Raw genomic sequence first — 14,670 nt, 5'->3', positions numbered from 1 at the left:
CGTCAGGGAAGGGCCCGGTGGCCACGATGTGACGGGTGCGGGTACGTGAGGCCAAAACCTCACCAAGAAGTCCCCGCCGTACATCGCATACCGTGCGCGTATACAAACTGCGAAGCGGCCACGGTCCCCCTGCCCGTGCGACGCCCCCTAGAGGGGGAACCGCAGGACGACCACCCGGGAACCGGGGCCGCCCGTGACGGAGACGCTTTTCCCGCTGAGGAGTTCCGGGCCGGTCCGGCCATCCGCGATGAGGGTGATCAGGATCGTGAAGGGGGCGATCCGCAGCTCCGGCCCGTCCCGCCGCGCGGTGGCCGACGGCCACTGCGAGCGGAGAATCGGACTGGTGAGGGCGAACACCTCGCCGAGCACGACGACGCTGTCGTCGATGCCCGGAACGCGCGCCCGGAGCGTGAACGAGGGATCGGCGCCCACGTCGACGTGGACACCGTGGAGCGAGGCGGATCGGGCCAGCTCCGCGGTCAAGGTGTCCAGTTCGGCGAAGGGGACCCAGTCCGCCTGGCCGGCGAGGTACTGCGCCAGGAAGTAGACGAAGGCTTTGAGTACCTGATCGGCGGCCTGACGGTACCGATCCGTGAAGCGGTCGGACGGGATGCCGTCCCACAGTTCGCTCCGCAGCCGGCCGAGCTCCTGCTCCACCTGCGGATCATCCTGGAACCGGGCATCGGAGGCGGTGCTCCGCCCGGGTACCGGATCCTCGTGGGCCCGCTGCGCGTAGAGGTCCGCCGTACCGCTGCCGCCCTGGGACGCGCGCAGGCCGGCAGAGCCCTTGCGCAGTGCCTTGAGGAGTTCCTGGGAGGCGTGCGCGAACGGCTGCAGGTCCTCCGGCAGCCGGTCCGCGGGAAGTGCCGCCACCGCGTCGAGGCTCTGCGCGGGCAACCGTGTCCGCTCGGCGATGTAACGGCTGAGCGCCTCATAGGTCCACCACGCGTCGTGCCGGCTGACGACCGCGGTCAGCTGTTCACGGGCCTGATCGGTGAACGTGATCAACGGCGGGCCCGCACGGTCGGTGTCGATGTGCAGCAGGCTGCTGGTGAGCAGCTCGGCCACGTCCGCGTTGTCGGCGTCCCGGACGACTTCCTGGCGGATGAGCTGCAGCAGCGGGAGACTGAGGCGGCCGAACGAGCAGCACAGTGCCGCCAGGCGTACCGCCGCTGGTGAGGCCATGTGCAGGAACGCGTGGGCCGCGTTCCCGGCGGATTCCGCGCGCTCCTCCTCGGTCGGGGGCCGGCTGTAGGCCAGGAAGGGCGAGGGCGCGTTTCCGGACGGGCCCACCAGGACGGCGTCGTAGCCCTCGGGTGCGCCGCGCACGAAACCGCGCGCCCAGCGCTGCAGGGAGTGGGCGGTCAGGCTGAGGGTGGGAATCGCCAGGTAGAGCTCGCTCTGCTTGACGATGCCCTTGAGGTGCGGCGGAGGTGTCACCCGCAGCGTGGAGTTGCTGCCGGGGACACGGTTGCGGACGTGGACGGCCGGGAGGTCGAGTGCCGTACGGTGCCAGAGCCTGGAGGGCAGCGGGTTCGCGACGGACAGCGGCGCGCGCATCGCCCACTGCCGCAGCAGCTGCCACACCTTGGCCTCGTACCACGCCGGTGCCGTGCAGTCGGACAGCACCAGGAAGAGGCGCCGGTTCTCCGTCCCCACGGCGCCGGTGACATGGACGAAGTGCCCGCGGGCGTCGGTCACGTAGGGGTCGTGCCCGTCGGTGGACAGGTGCCATCGGCGCACGCTGCGGAAAGCACCGGCGTTCTCCAGCAGGGCGACGAATTCCTCGATGGCGCCACGCCACACCTCGGTCGTCAGGTGGGTGTCGACCACGACGACCACGTCGAACCACGGCTCGGGCAACGGGGCCAGGACCGGGACGAGTTCGCCACCACGCGCGTAGGAGTCGATGGTGGCCTGCATGTCCAGACCGGTTTTCCTGCCGCGCGGATAGCGGCGCATGAAAGGGCGCAGGGAGCGTCCGAGTTCCACGGTCTGCGACAGCGATCTGCCCGCGGCGACCGAGACGGACGGACCTGACAGCGAGGCCGAGGAGTCACCGAACTCCTCGTACAGCGGGTAGCAGTCGGGGCGCGGGGTGGCGGGCACGCCGACCGGGCGGGGCGGCACGGTGGACTGCCGGGGTCGGCGTTCGGCCCGGGGCGGGTCGCCGGACTCGCCCGCGCCGGCCTCCGCCGCGGCCGTCGGCCTGTCGGCCGGCGTCACGGTGTCGCCCGGTGCCGGTGACGCCGCGGCCAGCCACAGGGCGTCCGCCAGGGCGAGCGCGTCGACCTCACCGTCCAGGCAGTCGATGAGAGCGCCGAGGACGCGTCCGAGCTGCTCAGGCACCGGACAGATCGCGCAGGAGGCAGCGGAGCAGCCTCTCACGCTGGGGCTCGACGGGTGCGTTGCTGTCCGTGATGAGCTTGACGGCGTTCAGCAGCTGGTCCACGGCCAGGGCTTGCCCCAGTGCGACCCGCTTGACGAACTCGTCGATGAGGTCGCCGGCCTCCTGCGTCACGGCCTGCCCCAGGTGGGCTTCCACCGCGTCCCGCAGCAGTTCCGGCGTCATGTCGGGCATGTCGTAGCGGATGCACCTGCGCAGGAAGGGCGCGGGGAACTCCCGTTCACCGTTGCTGGTCATCACGATGAAGGGAAAGCGGTCACAGCTGACCCGCCCGTTGACGACGACGTACGGATCCAGATCGCCTTCGGTGAGGTCTTCGCCGTCCCCGCGCCACCGCCTGATCCCCACCTCTTCGCGTGCGTGGCGGACGAGTTCGGGGATCTCGTACTCTCCTCGCTCCAGCACGTCCAGCAGGTCGCTGGGCAGATCGAGATCGCTCTTGTCGATCTCGTCGATCAGCAGTGCCCTGGGGCGGTCGTAGCCCGGCAGCAGAGCGGTGCCCAGCGGGCCGATCTGGAGGAACTGGGCGATGTCGTCCTCCACGACCTCCGCGCTCTCCCCGTTCTCGCTCTCGCCGTTCTCGCCACTCTCGCCGCTGTCCCCTTTCGCCTTCGACTGGGAAAGGCGCAGCGTGTGGATGTGCCCCAGCGCGTCGTAACGGTAGAGGGCGTCGGACAGGGTGCTGCGGGAGGTGATGTGCCAGCGCAGCACCGGGCCGAGCCGCAGTTCGTCGGCGACCTGCTCGATCACGGACGACTTCCCGCTGCCGGCCGGACCGGTGATCAGCAGGGGGCGGTGCAGGAACAGCGCCGCGTTGACGGCGTCGGTCAGTCCCACGGGCGGCTGGAAGGTGCGCGGCGCGGACCGGCGCGGGAAGGTACGCCAGGGAGGAGGGGGCGGCAGCTCGGTGTCATGTGCTTCACCGGTGCCCTGGTAGTAGGTGTTCCACGCCATCACATGCTCCTCAGGGACGGTGCCCGCTCGTCTGGAACCGGCGGCAGAAGTCGAGCCACGGCTCGTCGTGCCACGCCGTTCTCATCAGGGCCAGTTCGGCCCAGCTCGCCGCGTCGCCGTCCTGGTCGACCGGCCCGTCCGCACCGTGCTCCTTGAGCCGGCGCCACCGGTAGGCGCGCGTGAACTCGGTCGGCAGACGTTCCCAGTTACGCACCAGCTCGGCCAACGGTTCACGCAGGGCCGTCTCTTCGTCCGCCGGCCACAGCAGTACGGGCGTATAGGGCAGCAGGGTCTGCAGGAGGAGGGAGAAGCTCTGGTCACGTCGGGCGATGCCGATGGCCCTGGGATAGCGGCCCATCGACAGGGCGTCGGTCAACTGCTCGATGTTTTCGACCTGCTTCACGCTCAGCCAGTCGATGGGCGCCATGCCGTTGAACGCCTCGGTGCTGCACACCTGGAGCTGCTGCCGGGCCAGGTCGTTCAGCCCCCGAAGGTGACGAGGCTCCACGAGCCGTTCCGACCAGCGCAGCGTCACGCTGCGTTCGGCGGCGCCGAGGACGTAGAGCCCCGCCCTGAGCTCCTCCGGTCGCCATGAGGGGAAGAGCGCCGCCGGTACCACGACGTCGATGTGACCGAGCCGCACCCCCGCGGGAAGCTGTTCCTCCGCCCAGTCCACGACGTCCGGCAGGACCTGTTCCACACCGGACTGGGTGGGAGGGCAGGGGAAGTGTTCCGGGGCGGAGAAGTCGGTGCCGTGCCGCACCCATACCGAGATGGACTCCGGCCAGTCCAGCCGGGCCGCGTGCAGACTCACCACCGCGCCGGCGCGCTGCTTGTCCTGCATGACGCGCACCTCTTCCCGCGCGTCGTTGAGCGCCACATGGGTATCGCCTTGCGCCGCCCATGCGTCGAGCGACACATCGTCGAGATCCCTGGCGCACGCCTGAGCCAGGGCGACGATGCAACGGGCCAGGGCGAGATCGCAATTCATACGGCCGTCCATGCTCATGCCGCGAAGAGCCTCGTGCTGCAGGAAATACCGCAGCAGATCCGTACCCCGCAGATCCGCGGGCGGGCGCAATGGATCCGTTCCGGCGCGACGGCGTTTGTTGAGCTCTTTCATGGCACGGGTCACTGTAAAGGTCGACAGCGCGTTCTTGGTCCAGTCGGTCACAAATGTCTCCGCTGCGAACGCCTGTATGAGAGCGTGCGTCACTTCCGCGACCCGACAGGCCCCGATCGAGTCGCCGCGCTCCGCTGCCGCCTCGTGCAGCTCCGCCAGATCCGCCTGTCCGTCGGACGCCCCTATCGCGGCCCCGTCCGGCCAGGTCAGCAGGGCCGAGCGCAGGTCGGCGGCGCCGACCTCACTGAGCTGTCCGCGGCCCTGCGGCGCACGGTGCCGGGCATTCACCGCCAGCCAGAGTCCCTCTTCCGCCGCGATGAGCGACCCGTTGTAGTCCAGTGCCGCCGCTTCCTGCTGGTCGAGTGTCTCCATCAGCGCCGACCGGTATCTGCGCAGGGGCACGAATTCCCCGGCGTCCTCGAATCCGTCACTGATCCACTGGGTGATCTCGCGGCTGAAATCCAGGTTGTAGGCCTCTTGCTGCGACTGCGACGCCGCCAGTACGGAAATCCGGGTCCGCCCCTGCAGGTATCCGCCGATCAGGCTCGTCGCGGCGGGAATTCCGGCTCCGGCGTTGCAGGTGTCCAGGAGAACGACGACCCCGGCCATACCGTGCCGGTTGACCGCGCAGTCGATCAGCTGGTTCACGTCCACCGACGTGACCGGATCCTCGCATTCGGTGTCGGCGGCCATGTAGTGGAGGGTGCCGGATCCCGGGGCTGACTGGCCGTGGCCGAGGAAGGCCAGTACGAGGACGGCGTGCGCCTCGCCGGCCCGTACGATCGCCTCCCGCACCGCCGCGTCCACCGTGGCACGGTCGGCATGACCGGAGCGGATGACCGACTCGTGGGAGCCCGGGCTCGGCTCGCATGCCCCGAGGGCGGGATTCGTGAGGACGGCGTGCAGGGCCGCCGCGGTCTCGGCCAGCCCGGGCAGTTCGTCCTCGGCCTGACACTGTGTCGCCACCACCAAGGCGTGCCGGGGATGCCGCAACTCGGTCCCGAGGGCACGTCTCATGAGGCGGCCCCGCGCAGGCGGATCAGTGTGTCCATCACGGGACCCGCGACTTCGGGCCGGCGCAGGTAGGTGAGGGCCGAATGCGTCCACACCGCCCTGGACGACAGCGGCACCGGCTCGGGCAGCACCTTGCTCGCATTGGGCGCGATGACGTCGCACAGCCGCCGCAGCGGTACCACCGGGTCGTCCCCGTCCCACACGTCGAGCCACCGCCGGACCTGAGCCGGGACAGCCGGCGGCTGCGGTCGGAGCCGGGGCCATATCAGGGCGTTCATGGCGATCGGGGCGCCGATGGTGACGAACAGTTCGACCTGCCCGGGGTAGTAGGCCAGCGCCTCCAGAGCCACGACCGAGCCCAGCGAGTGGCCGATGACGACGGCCGGACGCCCGGGATCCAGCTCACGTACGACCCGGTGCCGGATCCGTTCGTCCAGCGTCGTGACGCCCCCGTCCTCGTCCGTCACACGCTCCTTGCGGCGCAGATAGCGGCCCGGCTGGGACAGGATCGACAGACACCGTGCGGCACTGGCCCGCTGCAGGCCGAACCGGACACCGGGTACGCGCGCCAGTGCCGCGCACACGGCGGCCGCGTGTCGCACCGGCGACATGAGTCCCTGCGCCCGCCGCTGTTCGGGCCGCGTCTCGAGATACAGCCGGGCCTGCGCCCGGATGCGCTGCAGATCGGCCCTCGCCGGACCGGACTTGTCGAGGGCGTCGACGTACTCGAAGACCATCGCGAGCGTCACCAGCGCCGCCTCGTCGTCGAGTTGGCCTTCCGCCCCGCCGGCTCCCTGTGCACCCGGCCGCGCGAAGAGGTCGCTGTAATCCGCGAACCGGCAGTCGGCCAGCCAGCCGCCGGTCAGAGCCGAAATGTGGTCCGCGTACTCTGCCGCACGGGCGCCTTCGGCCAAGGACCGCTGCCAGTCCCGGCGTTCGTCCTCGGCGTCCCGGATTCCCCCGATTCCGTGTACCAACAGCAACTGTGGCCCGGCCGTCGCCATCACGGCTTCCTCCCCCCGCCACTCCGCCCCCCGCGAAGCGCAACACGAGAGTAAGTGCCCCCTTTGGGGCACTTCGGAAACATCACGGCCCCGGACAACGAGCCGCCTCCTGCGAGGCGGCCTTTCGCGGAGCCCTTCCGCGGGACGGAAGAGCCGTTGTCGTGCCGCTCCGCCGCTTCCCATGATGTGGCCACCACCACAGACGGGAGCCGCAGCCATGCCGCACATGACCGCCTTCGCCAGGAACCAGTGGTACGTCGCCGCCTACAGCCATGAGGTCGGGCGCGAGGAACTGCTGGGCCGGACCATTCTGGGTGAGCCGCTCGTCTTCTACCGCACCGAGGAGGAGGGCACCCCGGTCGCCCTGCACGACCGGTGCGTGCACCGCCGCTTCCCGCTGTCCGAGAGCCGGCTGGACGGCGACCGGATCGTGTGCGGGTACCACGGGTTCACCTACGACACGACCGGTACGTGCGTGTACGTGCCGGGGCAGAAACGCGTCCCGCGCACGGCACGGGTCGCCTCCTACCCGGTGGTCGAACAGGACTCGCTGGTGTGGGTGTGGATCGGCGACCCGGCGCTCGCGGACCCGCTGACCATTCCGCGCGCCCGGCACCTCGACTCCCCCGGCTGGGTCACCGTCCGCGGCATGGAGCCGATCGACGCCGACTACGGCCTCCTCGTAGACAATCTCCTCGACCTCTCCCACGAGACGTATCTGCACGGCGGCTACATCGGCACCCCGGAGGTCGCCGAGACGCCGATCACCACGGAGGTCGACGAGGGCGCGGGCATCGTGCGGGTCAGCCGGCGCATGGACGACGCCGCCTGCCCGCCGTTCTACGCCCGTTCCACCGGCATCGAAGGCCGGATCACCCGCTGGCAGGACATCGAGTACCACGCCCCGTGCCTCTACCTGCTGCACAGCCGCATCGCCCCGGTCGGCGTGCTGCCGGAGGCGGACGGCAGCGACCCGAACGGCTTCCACACCGAGATCACGTACGCGATCACGCCGTCCGCCGACGGTCACGTGTACGACTTCTGGATGGTCTCCCGCGACTGGGCGGTCGACGACGAGGAGGTCACCGGGTTCCTGCGGGGCAACAACCACACCGTCGTCATGCAGGACGTGGACGCGCTCAACCTGCTGCAGAAGACGCTGGGCACCGAGCGCACCGGCTACCAGGAGCTGAGCATCAACATCGACACCGGCGGCCTGGCCGCCCGCCGTATCCTCGCCCGGCTGGTCGAGGAGGGCGACAAGCCCGTGGAGAAGGTCCAGTGACGTCGCCCGTCCGCGGGGCCGCCACCGGCGAGGTGTACCGCATCGACTGGCTGCCGGGCACCGACGTCCTGCACGGCACCTGTCACTGCGGTGCCATGCACACCGCGCAGGATCCGGTCGCCATGTGGGAGTGGATGCTCGGCCACCCCGAAGGACACCGCACCGAAGGACACCACCCCGAAGGACGCCAGCCGCGAGGAGCCGGCTCATGAGTGTGTACGAAGCCGAACTCGTGGTGGAGCGGCGGGAGTCCGCCGCCGACGGGGTCCTCGCCCTCACGCTGCGCCATCCGCTGGGCGAGGAACTGCCCGCCTGGGAGCCGGGCGCCCATGTCGACGTGCTCCTCGGCCCGGACCTCGAACGGCAGTACTCGCTGTGCGGCGATCCGGCCGACCGTGCCGTGTGGCGCGTCGCGGTGCTGCGCGAGCCGGACGGGCGGGGCGGATCGGCGTATGTGCACGAGCAGGTGGGGCCGGGCGACAAGGTGCGGGTGCGCGGGCCGCGCAACCACTTCCCCCTCCAGCCCGCGACCCGGTACCGGTTCGTCGCCGGCGGCATCGGCATCACCCCGATCCTGCCGATGCTGGCCGCGGCCGAGGCGGCGGGCGCCGAGTGGACGCTGCTGTACGGCGGACGGGCGCGCGGTTCCATGGCGTTCACCGGAGAGCTGGCGCGGTACGGGGACCGGGTGACGATCGCCCCGCAGGACGAGACGGGACTGCTGGACCTCGGCCCGGTGCTCGACGGCCTGCCCGACGGCACCCTGGTCTACTGCTGCGGTCCCGGGGCGCTGCTCGACGCGGTCGAGGAGCGCTGCCCGGCCGGGGTGCTGCGCGTGGAGCGGTTCCAGCCCAAGGAGCAACCGGTCGGCGACGACGGCGAGTTCGAGGTGGAGCTGGCCCGGAGCGGCCGTACGCTCACGGTCCCGGTGGGTGTCTCGGTACTCGACACCGTGCGCGCCGCGGGCGTGGAGGTGCTCTACTCCTGCACCGAGGGCACCTGCGGCACCTGCGAGACCGACGTGCTGGAGGGCACCCCCGACCACCGCGACTCGGTCCTCGGCGAGGACGAACGGGCGTCCGGGGAGACCATGATGATCTGCGTGTCACGGTGCCGGGGCGTCAGGCTCGTCCTCGACCTGTGACGTGCGGCACGCCACGGAGTCGAACGCACCTCCGCCTCGACGGGGTGAGGTGATCGCGGGTTTCCGGCCCGGCGCCGTCGGCGACCTGAACGCCGACGGTGCCGGGTCAGGCCTCCGGTGCGGGGACGACGGTCAGATGGCCCGCCGCGGCACGGGCGCGGCGCGGGCGGCGCGGGGCCGCGGCGGGGCGGCGGGAGTCGCGCAGCACCAGGGTGAGGCGGGTGTAGCCGAGGGCCTGAAGGGTCCTCGGGGTCTCGACGACGATGCGGCACTCGGTGGCGCCCCAGCGCGGGTCGGGGTGCAGCAGCGGGCGGACGGCGCCGTCGGGCTCGCAGGCGTCCTCGCCGACGGCGCGGATCCAGTGCGGCAGGCCCTGCCGGAAGGCGGCCTCCATGAGGGGGTCCTGGGCGATGTCCCGGCGGATCGCCTGCAGCCCGTGGTCGTGGGCGCCGTGCTCCCAGGCGGCCTTGAAGTGCGCCAGCATCGGCAGGCACCAGCTCGGCTCGTGCTCGCCGAGGACCGTGCCGGCGTCCGGGTGGAACAGGACGAACCTCAGGAAGTTGTCGCCGGGCATGGCCGTCGGATGCGGGCCGACACCCCGGAAAAGTGTCTCGAAGGCGTTGTTGGCCAGGACGACGTCCCAGCGGTGGTCCACGACGAAGGACGGGAAGGGGCCGGCCTGAAGGAGCGTGGCGTAGTCCTGGAGGTACGCCTGGGCCTCGAGACCCTCGGGGACGGGCCGCGGCGCCGGCCGCTGCCCTCCTGCCTGATGTGCCATCGGGAGGTCACCCCTCTTGCCTATGCGGCCTTCACGCGGCGCCCTGATCCTGCTGCCCCGAGAAGAGTGATGTCAACTATCGTGGCATTTCATGCCTGTTGACGGCTGAAATTGGCCACAGTTGTGGCGAGACCTGGATGTGAGTTCGAACCAACCGCTACTCTCCGGGAAGTTCACGGCAACCGTTTGTGATGAGCCTCGTGTTGAGCCTCTGAGAGACGTAGGAGATCTGTCGGTGACGGATGGCTACGAGGATCCGGGCGCCACGACGACCGACCGGCTGCCGGCCGTCGTCGCCCGCGTCACCGCGCTCGCCGGCCGGCTCGGCGTGCCGCACGCGGAGGTCTTCGACGTCAGACGGCTGTCCGTCGGCTGCGGTGTCCCCGAGCCCGTGGTCAGGGCCCTGCTCGGCGGCCGGCCCGCGGGCGAACGCGATGTGCAGGCACGGTTCCTGCAGCGCCTGGACCTGCTGCGCCGCACCCGGCTGAAGACGAACGGGCGGAAGTACACCCAGCAGGAGATCGCCGACGGCGCCGGCATGTCCCGGCAGCAGGCGGGCGCTCTGATCAACGGCGACCGGCGTCCCACGATGGAGCACTGCGACGCGCTGCAGCGCTTCTTCCGGGTGCACGCCGGCTTCCTCACGGCGGAGGACCCCGAGGCCCTCGCGGGTGCGCTGCAGCGCACCGAGCAGGAGCTGCTGCAGAAGCTCGCCGACCGCGAGCGTGCGGCGGCCGAGGCCGCCGAGGATCCGCTGGAGCGGCTGCTGCAGGACCACGGTGTCCGGGGGATCGCCTGGCGGGCCGCGCAGCTGCCCACCGACCAGCACCGCGACAAGGTCGCGGAGTGGCTGGACATGCTGCTGGAGAGCGTCAAGCGCCCCGAGTCGTGACCGGTCGTGAACCGAGGGAGAAGAGTGGGCATCGCCAGTCAGATGCGCCGCCTGTGCGGCGAGTTGGTCACCGAGCTGACCCTTCCCGCACCGGCGCGGCCGCACGACCTGTACACGGCGCTGTGCGACGCGATGAGCCGCCGCCGCGGCCGGCCCGTGGTGTTCCGGGCGGCCGGCTTCCCGGCCGGCACCGCCAGCGGGCTGTGGCTCGACATGGCCGACCGTGACCTGATCGTCGTCGAGGAACGCACCGCGCCCGACCACCAGCTGGTCATCCTCGGGCACGAGCTGTGGCACATGCAGGCCGGCCACAGCGGCCACCACGTCGACGGCGTGGGGGTGGCCGCGCGGCTGCTGGGCGACGTCCCGGACCAGCATGCCCTGGAGGCCACCGTGCGCAACGTGGCCGCCCGGACCCGCTTCGACCTGGCCGAGGAGCGGGAGGCCGAGACCTTCGGACTGCTCCTGGCCAGCAAGTGCCGCACGTGGCTGGCCGGTTCCTCGCTGCGCGGTCCGGTGCAGCGGGACGACGTGGCGGGCCGTATCGAGGCATCGCTGGGGTATCCCGGGCCGCAGGGCTGAGCGTGCACCGCGCGGTGGGGCGGCGTTGTCAGTGGTGGACGGCAAGCTGGAGGTGCGCCGCCGACATGTGCGGCGTACGCGCTGCGCGTGCGTGACCGTGACACCCGACGGGGAGAGCCGACCGATGCCCACCGCCGTACTGACCGACCACGAGCGTGCCGCCGTCCAGGCCTATCTGCGATTGCTGCACACCGTGCGCGCCGCCCTGGACGGCCCACCCGACGGAGCCCGTCCGGTCGTGCTCCCGCCCGCCGTGCTCGCCGAGGCGGAGCGGGCGCTGTCGGACGCCGGACTCGCGGGCAACGAGGAGCAGTTCTTCCGGCTGCTGCACGACTGGTGTCCACCGGCCTGACGGCGCCGGACCGGGGGCGCCGGCCGCACACCGCTCAGGAATGCGGCACCACGACCGCCGTGGTGACCACGCCGCGCCGGATGGTCCAACGTCCCTCGAACCGGCCGACGCGACGGCCGCCCACCCACGGCCCGGGCACCAGGAGTTCGGCGTGCAGGCGGCCCTGCGGGCCCGGGCCGGGCTCGGGGACGATCTCGATGTCGGCCTCGGAGAAGTCCAGCCACTGGCCGGTGAGCGGGAACCAGGCCTTGTAGACGGACTCCTTCGCGCTGAACAGGATCCGGTCCCAGTGCACCTCGGGCCGTTGCCCGGCGAGCCGGCGCAGACGGTCGGACTCGGCGGGCAGGAACACGTAGGAGACGATCTCCCCCGGCAGCGCCTCGTGCGGTTCGGCGTCGATACCGAGGGAGGCCAGGTCGGCGGCGCGGGCGAGGGCGGCGGCGCAGTAGTCGTCGCTGTGGGTCATGCTGCCGACCAGCCCGTCCGGCCAGCGCGGCGCGCCGCTCTCGCCGGTCAGCACCGGCTGCGCGGGTACGCCGAGCTTCTCCATGGCCAGCCGGGCGCAGGCGCGCACGGCGGAGAACTCGCGGCGGCGCTTGGCCACCGCCCGGGTCATGAGTGCCGCTTCCTCGGGGTAGAGCGGGGCGCCGCGGAGCCCGTCGTCACCGTACGCTTCCACGGCCACGACCGAGTCCGGAAGCAGCTCCTCGATCACCGGATCCGACCTCCATCGGCAGAATGCGGCGCAGCCTTCCCGGTGGTTCCGGGCGCTTGCGCCACTCGCGGGGGTATCCCACGGACACCTCTTCGAAGCGGACGCCGTCGAGCCAGGTCGTCCGCGGGATGTGCAGATGACCGTAGACCATGGCGGCGACGCGGAATCTGCGGTGCCAGTCGGCGGTGAGCCCGGTACCGCACCACATGGCGAACTCGGGGTGCCACAGGACGTCCATCGGGTGCCGGTCGAGCGGGTAGTGGTTGACCAGGACGGTGGGCAGGTCCTCGGGAAGCGCGGCCAGCCTGCGTTCCGTCGCGGCGACCCGGGCGCGGCACCAGGCATCGCGGCTGGGGTAGGGGTCGGGGTGCAGCAGGTACTCGTCGTTGCACACGATGCCGGTGCCGTGCGCGTAGGCGAGTCCCTCCTCCTTGGTGGCGCACCCGTCGGGCAGGAAGGAGTAGTCGTACAGCAGGAACAGCGGTGCGACGGCCACCGGGCCGCCGGGGCCGTGCCACACGGGGTAGGGGTCCTCGGGGGTCGTCACGCCCAGCTCGCGGCACACCTCGACGAGGTGCTCGTAGCGGGGGACGCCGCGGTGGGGGACGGTCTCACGGGGGTGGGTCCACAGGTCGTGGTTGCCGGGGCACCACAGGACCTTGCGGAAGCGGCCGGCGAAGGTCCCGAGGACCCAGCGGATGTCGGCGACGGTCTCGGCCACGTCGCCCGCCACGATCAGCCAGTCCTCGTCCGAGTCGGGGCGCATCTGTTCGACGAGCGCGCGGTTCTCGGGGTACCCGATGTGCAGGTCGCTGATGGCCAGTAACTGCCCGGCCCCGCCGGCCGTCGACTCCACCCTGGCCCCTCCCGATCATGTCAGTGCCACCAACGAGAACACATTCGCGGTCGCCGGACAAGGACAATCCACGACAGTACGAAAACGCCCCGAACTCCTGTTTCTCGAACCCCCGTTTCACAGTACCGGCCGGGCGGGTGGGCAGGACCGGTGAATCCGTAACACTCGCGTTGCACGCCGGGCTGTTTGAAAGCCGTATGATCGCCCCAACACCGCCGCCATCAACGCCCTTCGCGCAGGGCGGTTCGGTGTCCCTCCATCCACCCTGCCCGGGCACGGGCCGCTGCGCCCTGCCCGAAAACCCCGAAAGGCGGCCTGCATGCTCTCTCGCGTACGCGTCTGGCTCAACCGCACGTACGCGGAGAACGTGTTCTTCATGGATCAGCTGCGGAGAAATCCCAGCGACCGGGCGGTCGAGATCCACGCCACGCACGGCGACCCCGACTCCCCCGTGCTGGCCGCGGCCGACACCGCCGACCTGGAACCGGAGGGCCTGTCCCCGGCCGGTTACGTCGAGTACGCCCTGGACCAGTGCGCACGGCGCGGCATCGACGTGTTCGTGCCGCGCCTGCACCAGGCGGCGATCGTGGCGCACCGCGCCGATTTCGCGGCGGCCGGTACGGCGCTGCTGGCGCCGACGCCCGAGGCGGTCGCCGTGTTCGAGAACAAGGCGACCGCGTACGAGGCGATGGGCTCGGTCGGTGTGCCGGTGCCGCCGTGGCAGCGGGTCCGCACGGCGGACGAACTCCTCGCCGCCGTCGAGGAGTTGGAGGCGGCGGGGCACAAGGCGTGCTTCAAGCCGGCCGCCGGTGCGGGCGGGGTGGGCTTCCGGGTGATCACACGCGCGCCCTTCTCCCTCACGCATCTCAGTGGCTTCCCGGGGCCTCATGTGCCGCTGGACATGGTGCTGACGGCGGTACGGGAGGCCGACGAACCGGTCGACTGGCTGGTCATGCCGCGCCTGGCGGAGCCGGAGGTGTCGGTGGACTGCCTGACCGGCCCCGACAACCGGGTCCGGCTGGCGGTGGGCCGCACCAAGAACGGCCGCCGTCGCGGCTTCACGCTCGACGAGCGGTGGCTGGCGCCCGCGCGGCTGATCGCGGGGGGCTTCGGGCTGCACTACCTGTCCAACATCCAGTTCCGGATGTTCGGCGAGCAGCCGGTACTGCTCGACGTCAACACGCGCCCGGCCGGCGGTCTGCACCAGCTGTCCCAGTGCGGGATCAACGCGCCTTGGGCGGCGGTGCAGTTGGCGCTCGGCGAGGACCCGGGCGAGTTCGAGCCGCCGTTCCTGGGACAGGACTACGCGGTGGTCTCCGGGCCGCGTCCGCTGCGCCCGGTGTCGCTGCCGCGGCAGCGCACGGAGGAGACCGGGGTACTGCTGCCGACGGTGCCCACGCCTGCGGCCGGGCCCGTCACCGCGGTGGCGCCGGAGGCGGGGGCCGCCGCCCCCGCCATAGCACCGGCCTAGATCACACCGTCCACCGGTCTGGACCAATCATGGCGTAGCCCCTTGACACCTCGATTGGTCCATACCAACTTGGTTGCGCACCGCTTTCCGCAC

The 14,670-nt window shown here is 71.2% G+C and carries 14 protein-coding genes; 7 read left to right on the top strand and 7 right to left on the bottom strand.

What is annotated here, in order from left to right; all coding sequences use genetic code 11:
• Window positions 1–147: 147 nt before the first annotated feature.
• The 4 genes from ACH45E_RS27025 to ACH45E_RS27010 all read right to left on the bottom strand — a co-directional run bounded on the left by ACH45E_RS27025 (window position 148) and on the right by ACH45E_RS27010 (window position 6,502).
• Entirely contained in the window at window positions 148–2,349 is a 2,202-nt protein-coding gene (locus tag ACH45E_RS27025; RefSeq protein ID WP_361446538.1) for an SAV_2336 N-terminal domain-related protein, read from the bottom strand.
• A complete protein-coding gene (locus ACH45E_RS27020; protein ID WP_361446536.1) occupies window positions 2,342–3,361 on the bottom strand; it encodes an AAA family ATPase in 1,020 nt (339 codons plus the stop codon). Before ACH45E_RS27020 ends, ACH45E_RS27025 begins: the two co-directional genes overlap by 8 nt.
• A 10-nt stretch (window positions 3,362–3,371) precedes the next feature.
• Window positions 3,372–5,177: a hypothetical protein gene (locus ACH45E_RS27015; RefSeq protein ID WP_361446534.1), complete on the bottom strand. Its 1,806-nt coding sequence runs from the start codon at window positions 5,175–5,177 to the stop codon at window positions 3,372–3,374.
• Window positions 5,178–5,497: 320 nt separating this feature from the next.
• Window positions 5,498–6,502 (bottom strand): alpha/beta fold hydrolase, encoded by a 1,005-nt coding sequence (locus tag ACH45E_RS27010; protein ID WP_361446532.1) that lies wholly within the window; start codon window positions 6,500–6,502, stop codon window positions 5,498–5,500.
• Window positions 6,503–6,719: 217 nt separating this feature from the next.
• Here ACH45E_RS27010 and ACH45E_RS27005 point away from each other — a divergent pair, with 217 nt between their 5' ends.
• From ACH45E_RS27005 to ACH45E_RS26995, 3 genes are read left to right on the top strand one after another with little or no spacing between them, the layout of a single operon-like run.
• Window positions 6,720–7,787: an aromatic ring-hydroxylating dioxygenase subunit alpha gene (locus ACH45E_RS27005; protein ID WP_361446530.1), complete on the top strand. Its 1,068-nt coding sequence runs from the start codon at window positions 6,720–6,722 to the stop codon at window positions 7,785–7,787.
• Complete coding sequence (locus ACH45E_RS27000) at window positions 7,784–7,999, top strand: hypothetical protein (RefSeq protein ID WP_361446528.1); 216 nt, start codon at window positions 7,784–7,786, stop codon at window positions 7,997–7,999. The genes ACH45E_RS27005 and ACH45E_RS27000 overlap by 4 nt, the downstream gene beginning before the upstream one ends.
• Complete coding sequence (locus ACH45E_RS26995; RefSeq protein WP_361446526.1) at window positions 7,996–8,931, top strand: PDR/VanB family oxidoreductase; 936 nt, start codon at window positions 7,996–7,998, stop codon at window positions 8,929–8,931. The genes ACH45E_RS27000 and ACH45E_RS26995 overlap by 4 nt, the downstream gene beginning before the upstream one ends.
• Window positions 8,932–9,037: 106 nt before the next feature.
• Here ACH45E_RS26995 and ACH45E_RS26990 read toward each other — a convergent pair whose 3' ends face one another.
• On the bottom strand, window positions 9,038–9,709 hold the full coding sequence (locus ACH45E_RS26990) for a hypothetical protein (RefSeq protein WP_361446524.1): 672 nt from the start codon (window positions 9,707–9,709) through the stop codon (window positions 9,038–9,040).
• Between the two features lie 235 nt (window positions 9,710–9,944).
• Between ACH45E_RS26990 and ACH45E_RS26985 the strand changes: the two genes are divergently transcribed.
• The 3 genes from ACH45E_RS26985 to ACH45E_RS26975 all read left to right on the top strand — a co-directional run bounded on the left by ACH45E_RS26985 (window position 9,945) and on the right by ACH45E_RS26975 (window position 11,535).
• Window positions 9,945–10,601 (top strand): helix-turn-helix transcriptional regulator, encoded by a 657-nt coding sequence (locus ACH45E_RS26985; protein ID WP_361446522.1) that lies wholly within the window; start codon window positions 9,945–9,947, stop codon window positions 10,599–10,601.
• Window positions 10,602–10,643: 42 nt separating this feature from the next.
• Window positions 10,644–11,183: a toxin-antitoxin system, toxin component gene (locus ACH45E_RS26980; RefSeq protein ID WP_361446930.1), complete on the top strand. Its 540-nt coding sequence runs from the start codon at window positions 10,644–10,646 to the stop codon at window positions 11,181–11,183.
• Between the two features lie 124 nt (window positions 11,184–11,307).
• Window positions 11,308–11,535, top strand: a complete 228-nt coding sequence (locus tag ACH45E_RS26975; protein WP_361446520.1) for a hypothetical protein — start codon at window positions 11,308–11,310, stop codon at window positions 11,533–11,535.
• Window positions 11,536–11,569: 34 nt separating this feature from the next.
• Here the strand turns inward: ACH45E_RS26975 and ACH45E_RS26970 are convergent, their stop codons facing one another.
• Window positions 11,570–12,250: a 4'-phosphopantetheinyl transferase superfamily protein gene (locus ACH45E_RS26970; protein WP_361446518.1), complete on the bottom strand. Its 681-nt coding sequence runs from the start codon at window positions 12,248–12,250 to the stop codon at window positions 11,570–11,572.
• Window positions 12,198–13,106, bottom strand: coding sequence for a metallophosphoesterase (locus ACH45E_RS26965; protein ID WP_361446516.1), 909 nt, complete (start codon window positions 13,104–13,106; stop codon window positions 12,198–12,200). The genes ACH45E_RS26970 and ACH45E_RS26965 overlap by 53 nt, the downstream gene beginning before the upstream one ends.
• A gap of 319 nt (window positions 13,107–13,425) precedes the next feature.
• Here ACH45E_RS26965 and ACH45E_RS26960 point away from each other — a divergent pair, with 319 nt between their 5' ends.
• Window positions 13,426–14,577 carry an ATP-grasp domain-containing protein gene (locus ACH45E_RS26960; protein ID WP_361446514.1) on the top strand — a complete coding sequence of 384 codons (1,152 nt, stop codon included), beginning with the start codon at window positions 13,426–13,428 and terminating at the stop codon, window positions 14,575–14,577.
• The last annotated feature ends 93 nt before the right edge of the window (window positions 14,578–14,670 follow it).

Source organism: Streptomyces sp. NPDC020299 (assembly GCF_044387825.1).
Lineage (GTDB): Bacteria > Actinomycetota > Actinomycetes > Streptomycetales > Streptomycetaceae > Streptomyces.
This window is presented reverse-complemented; position numbering and strand designations above follow the sequence as displayed.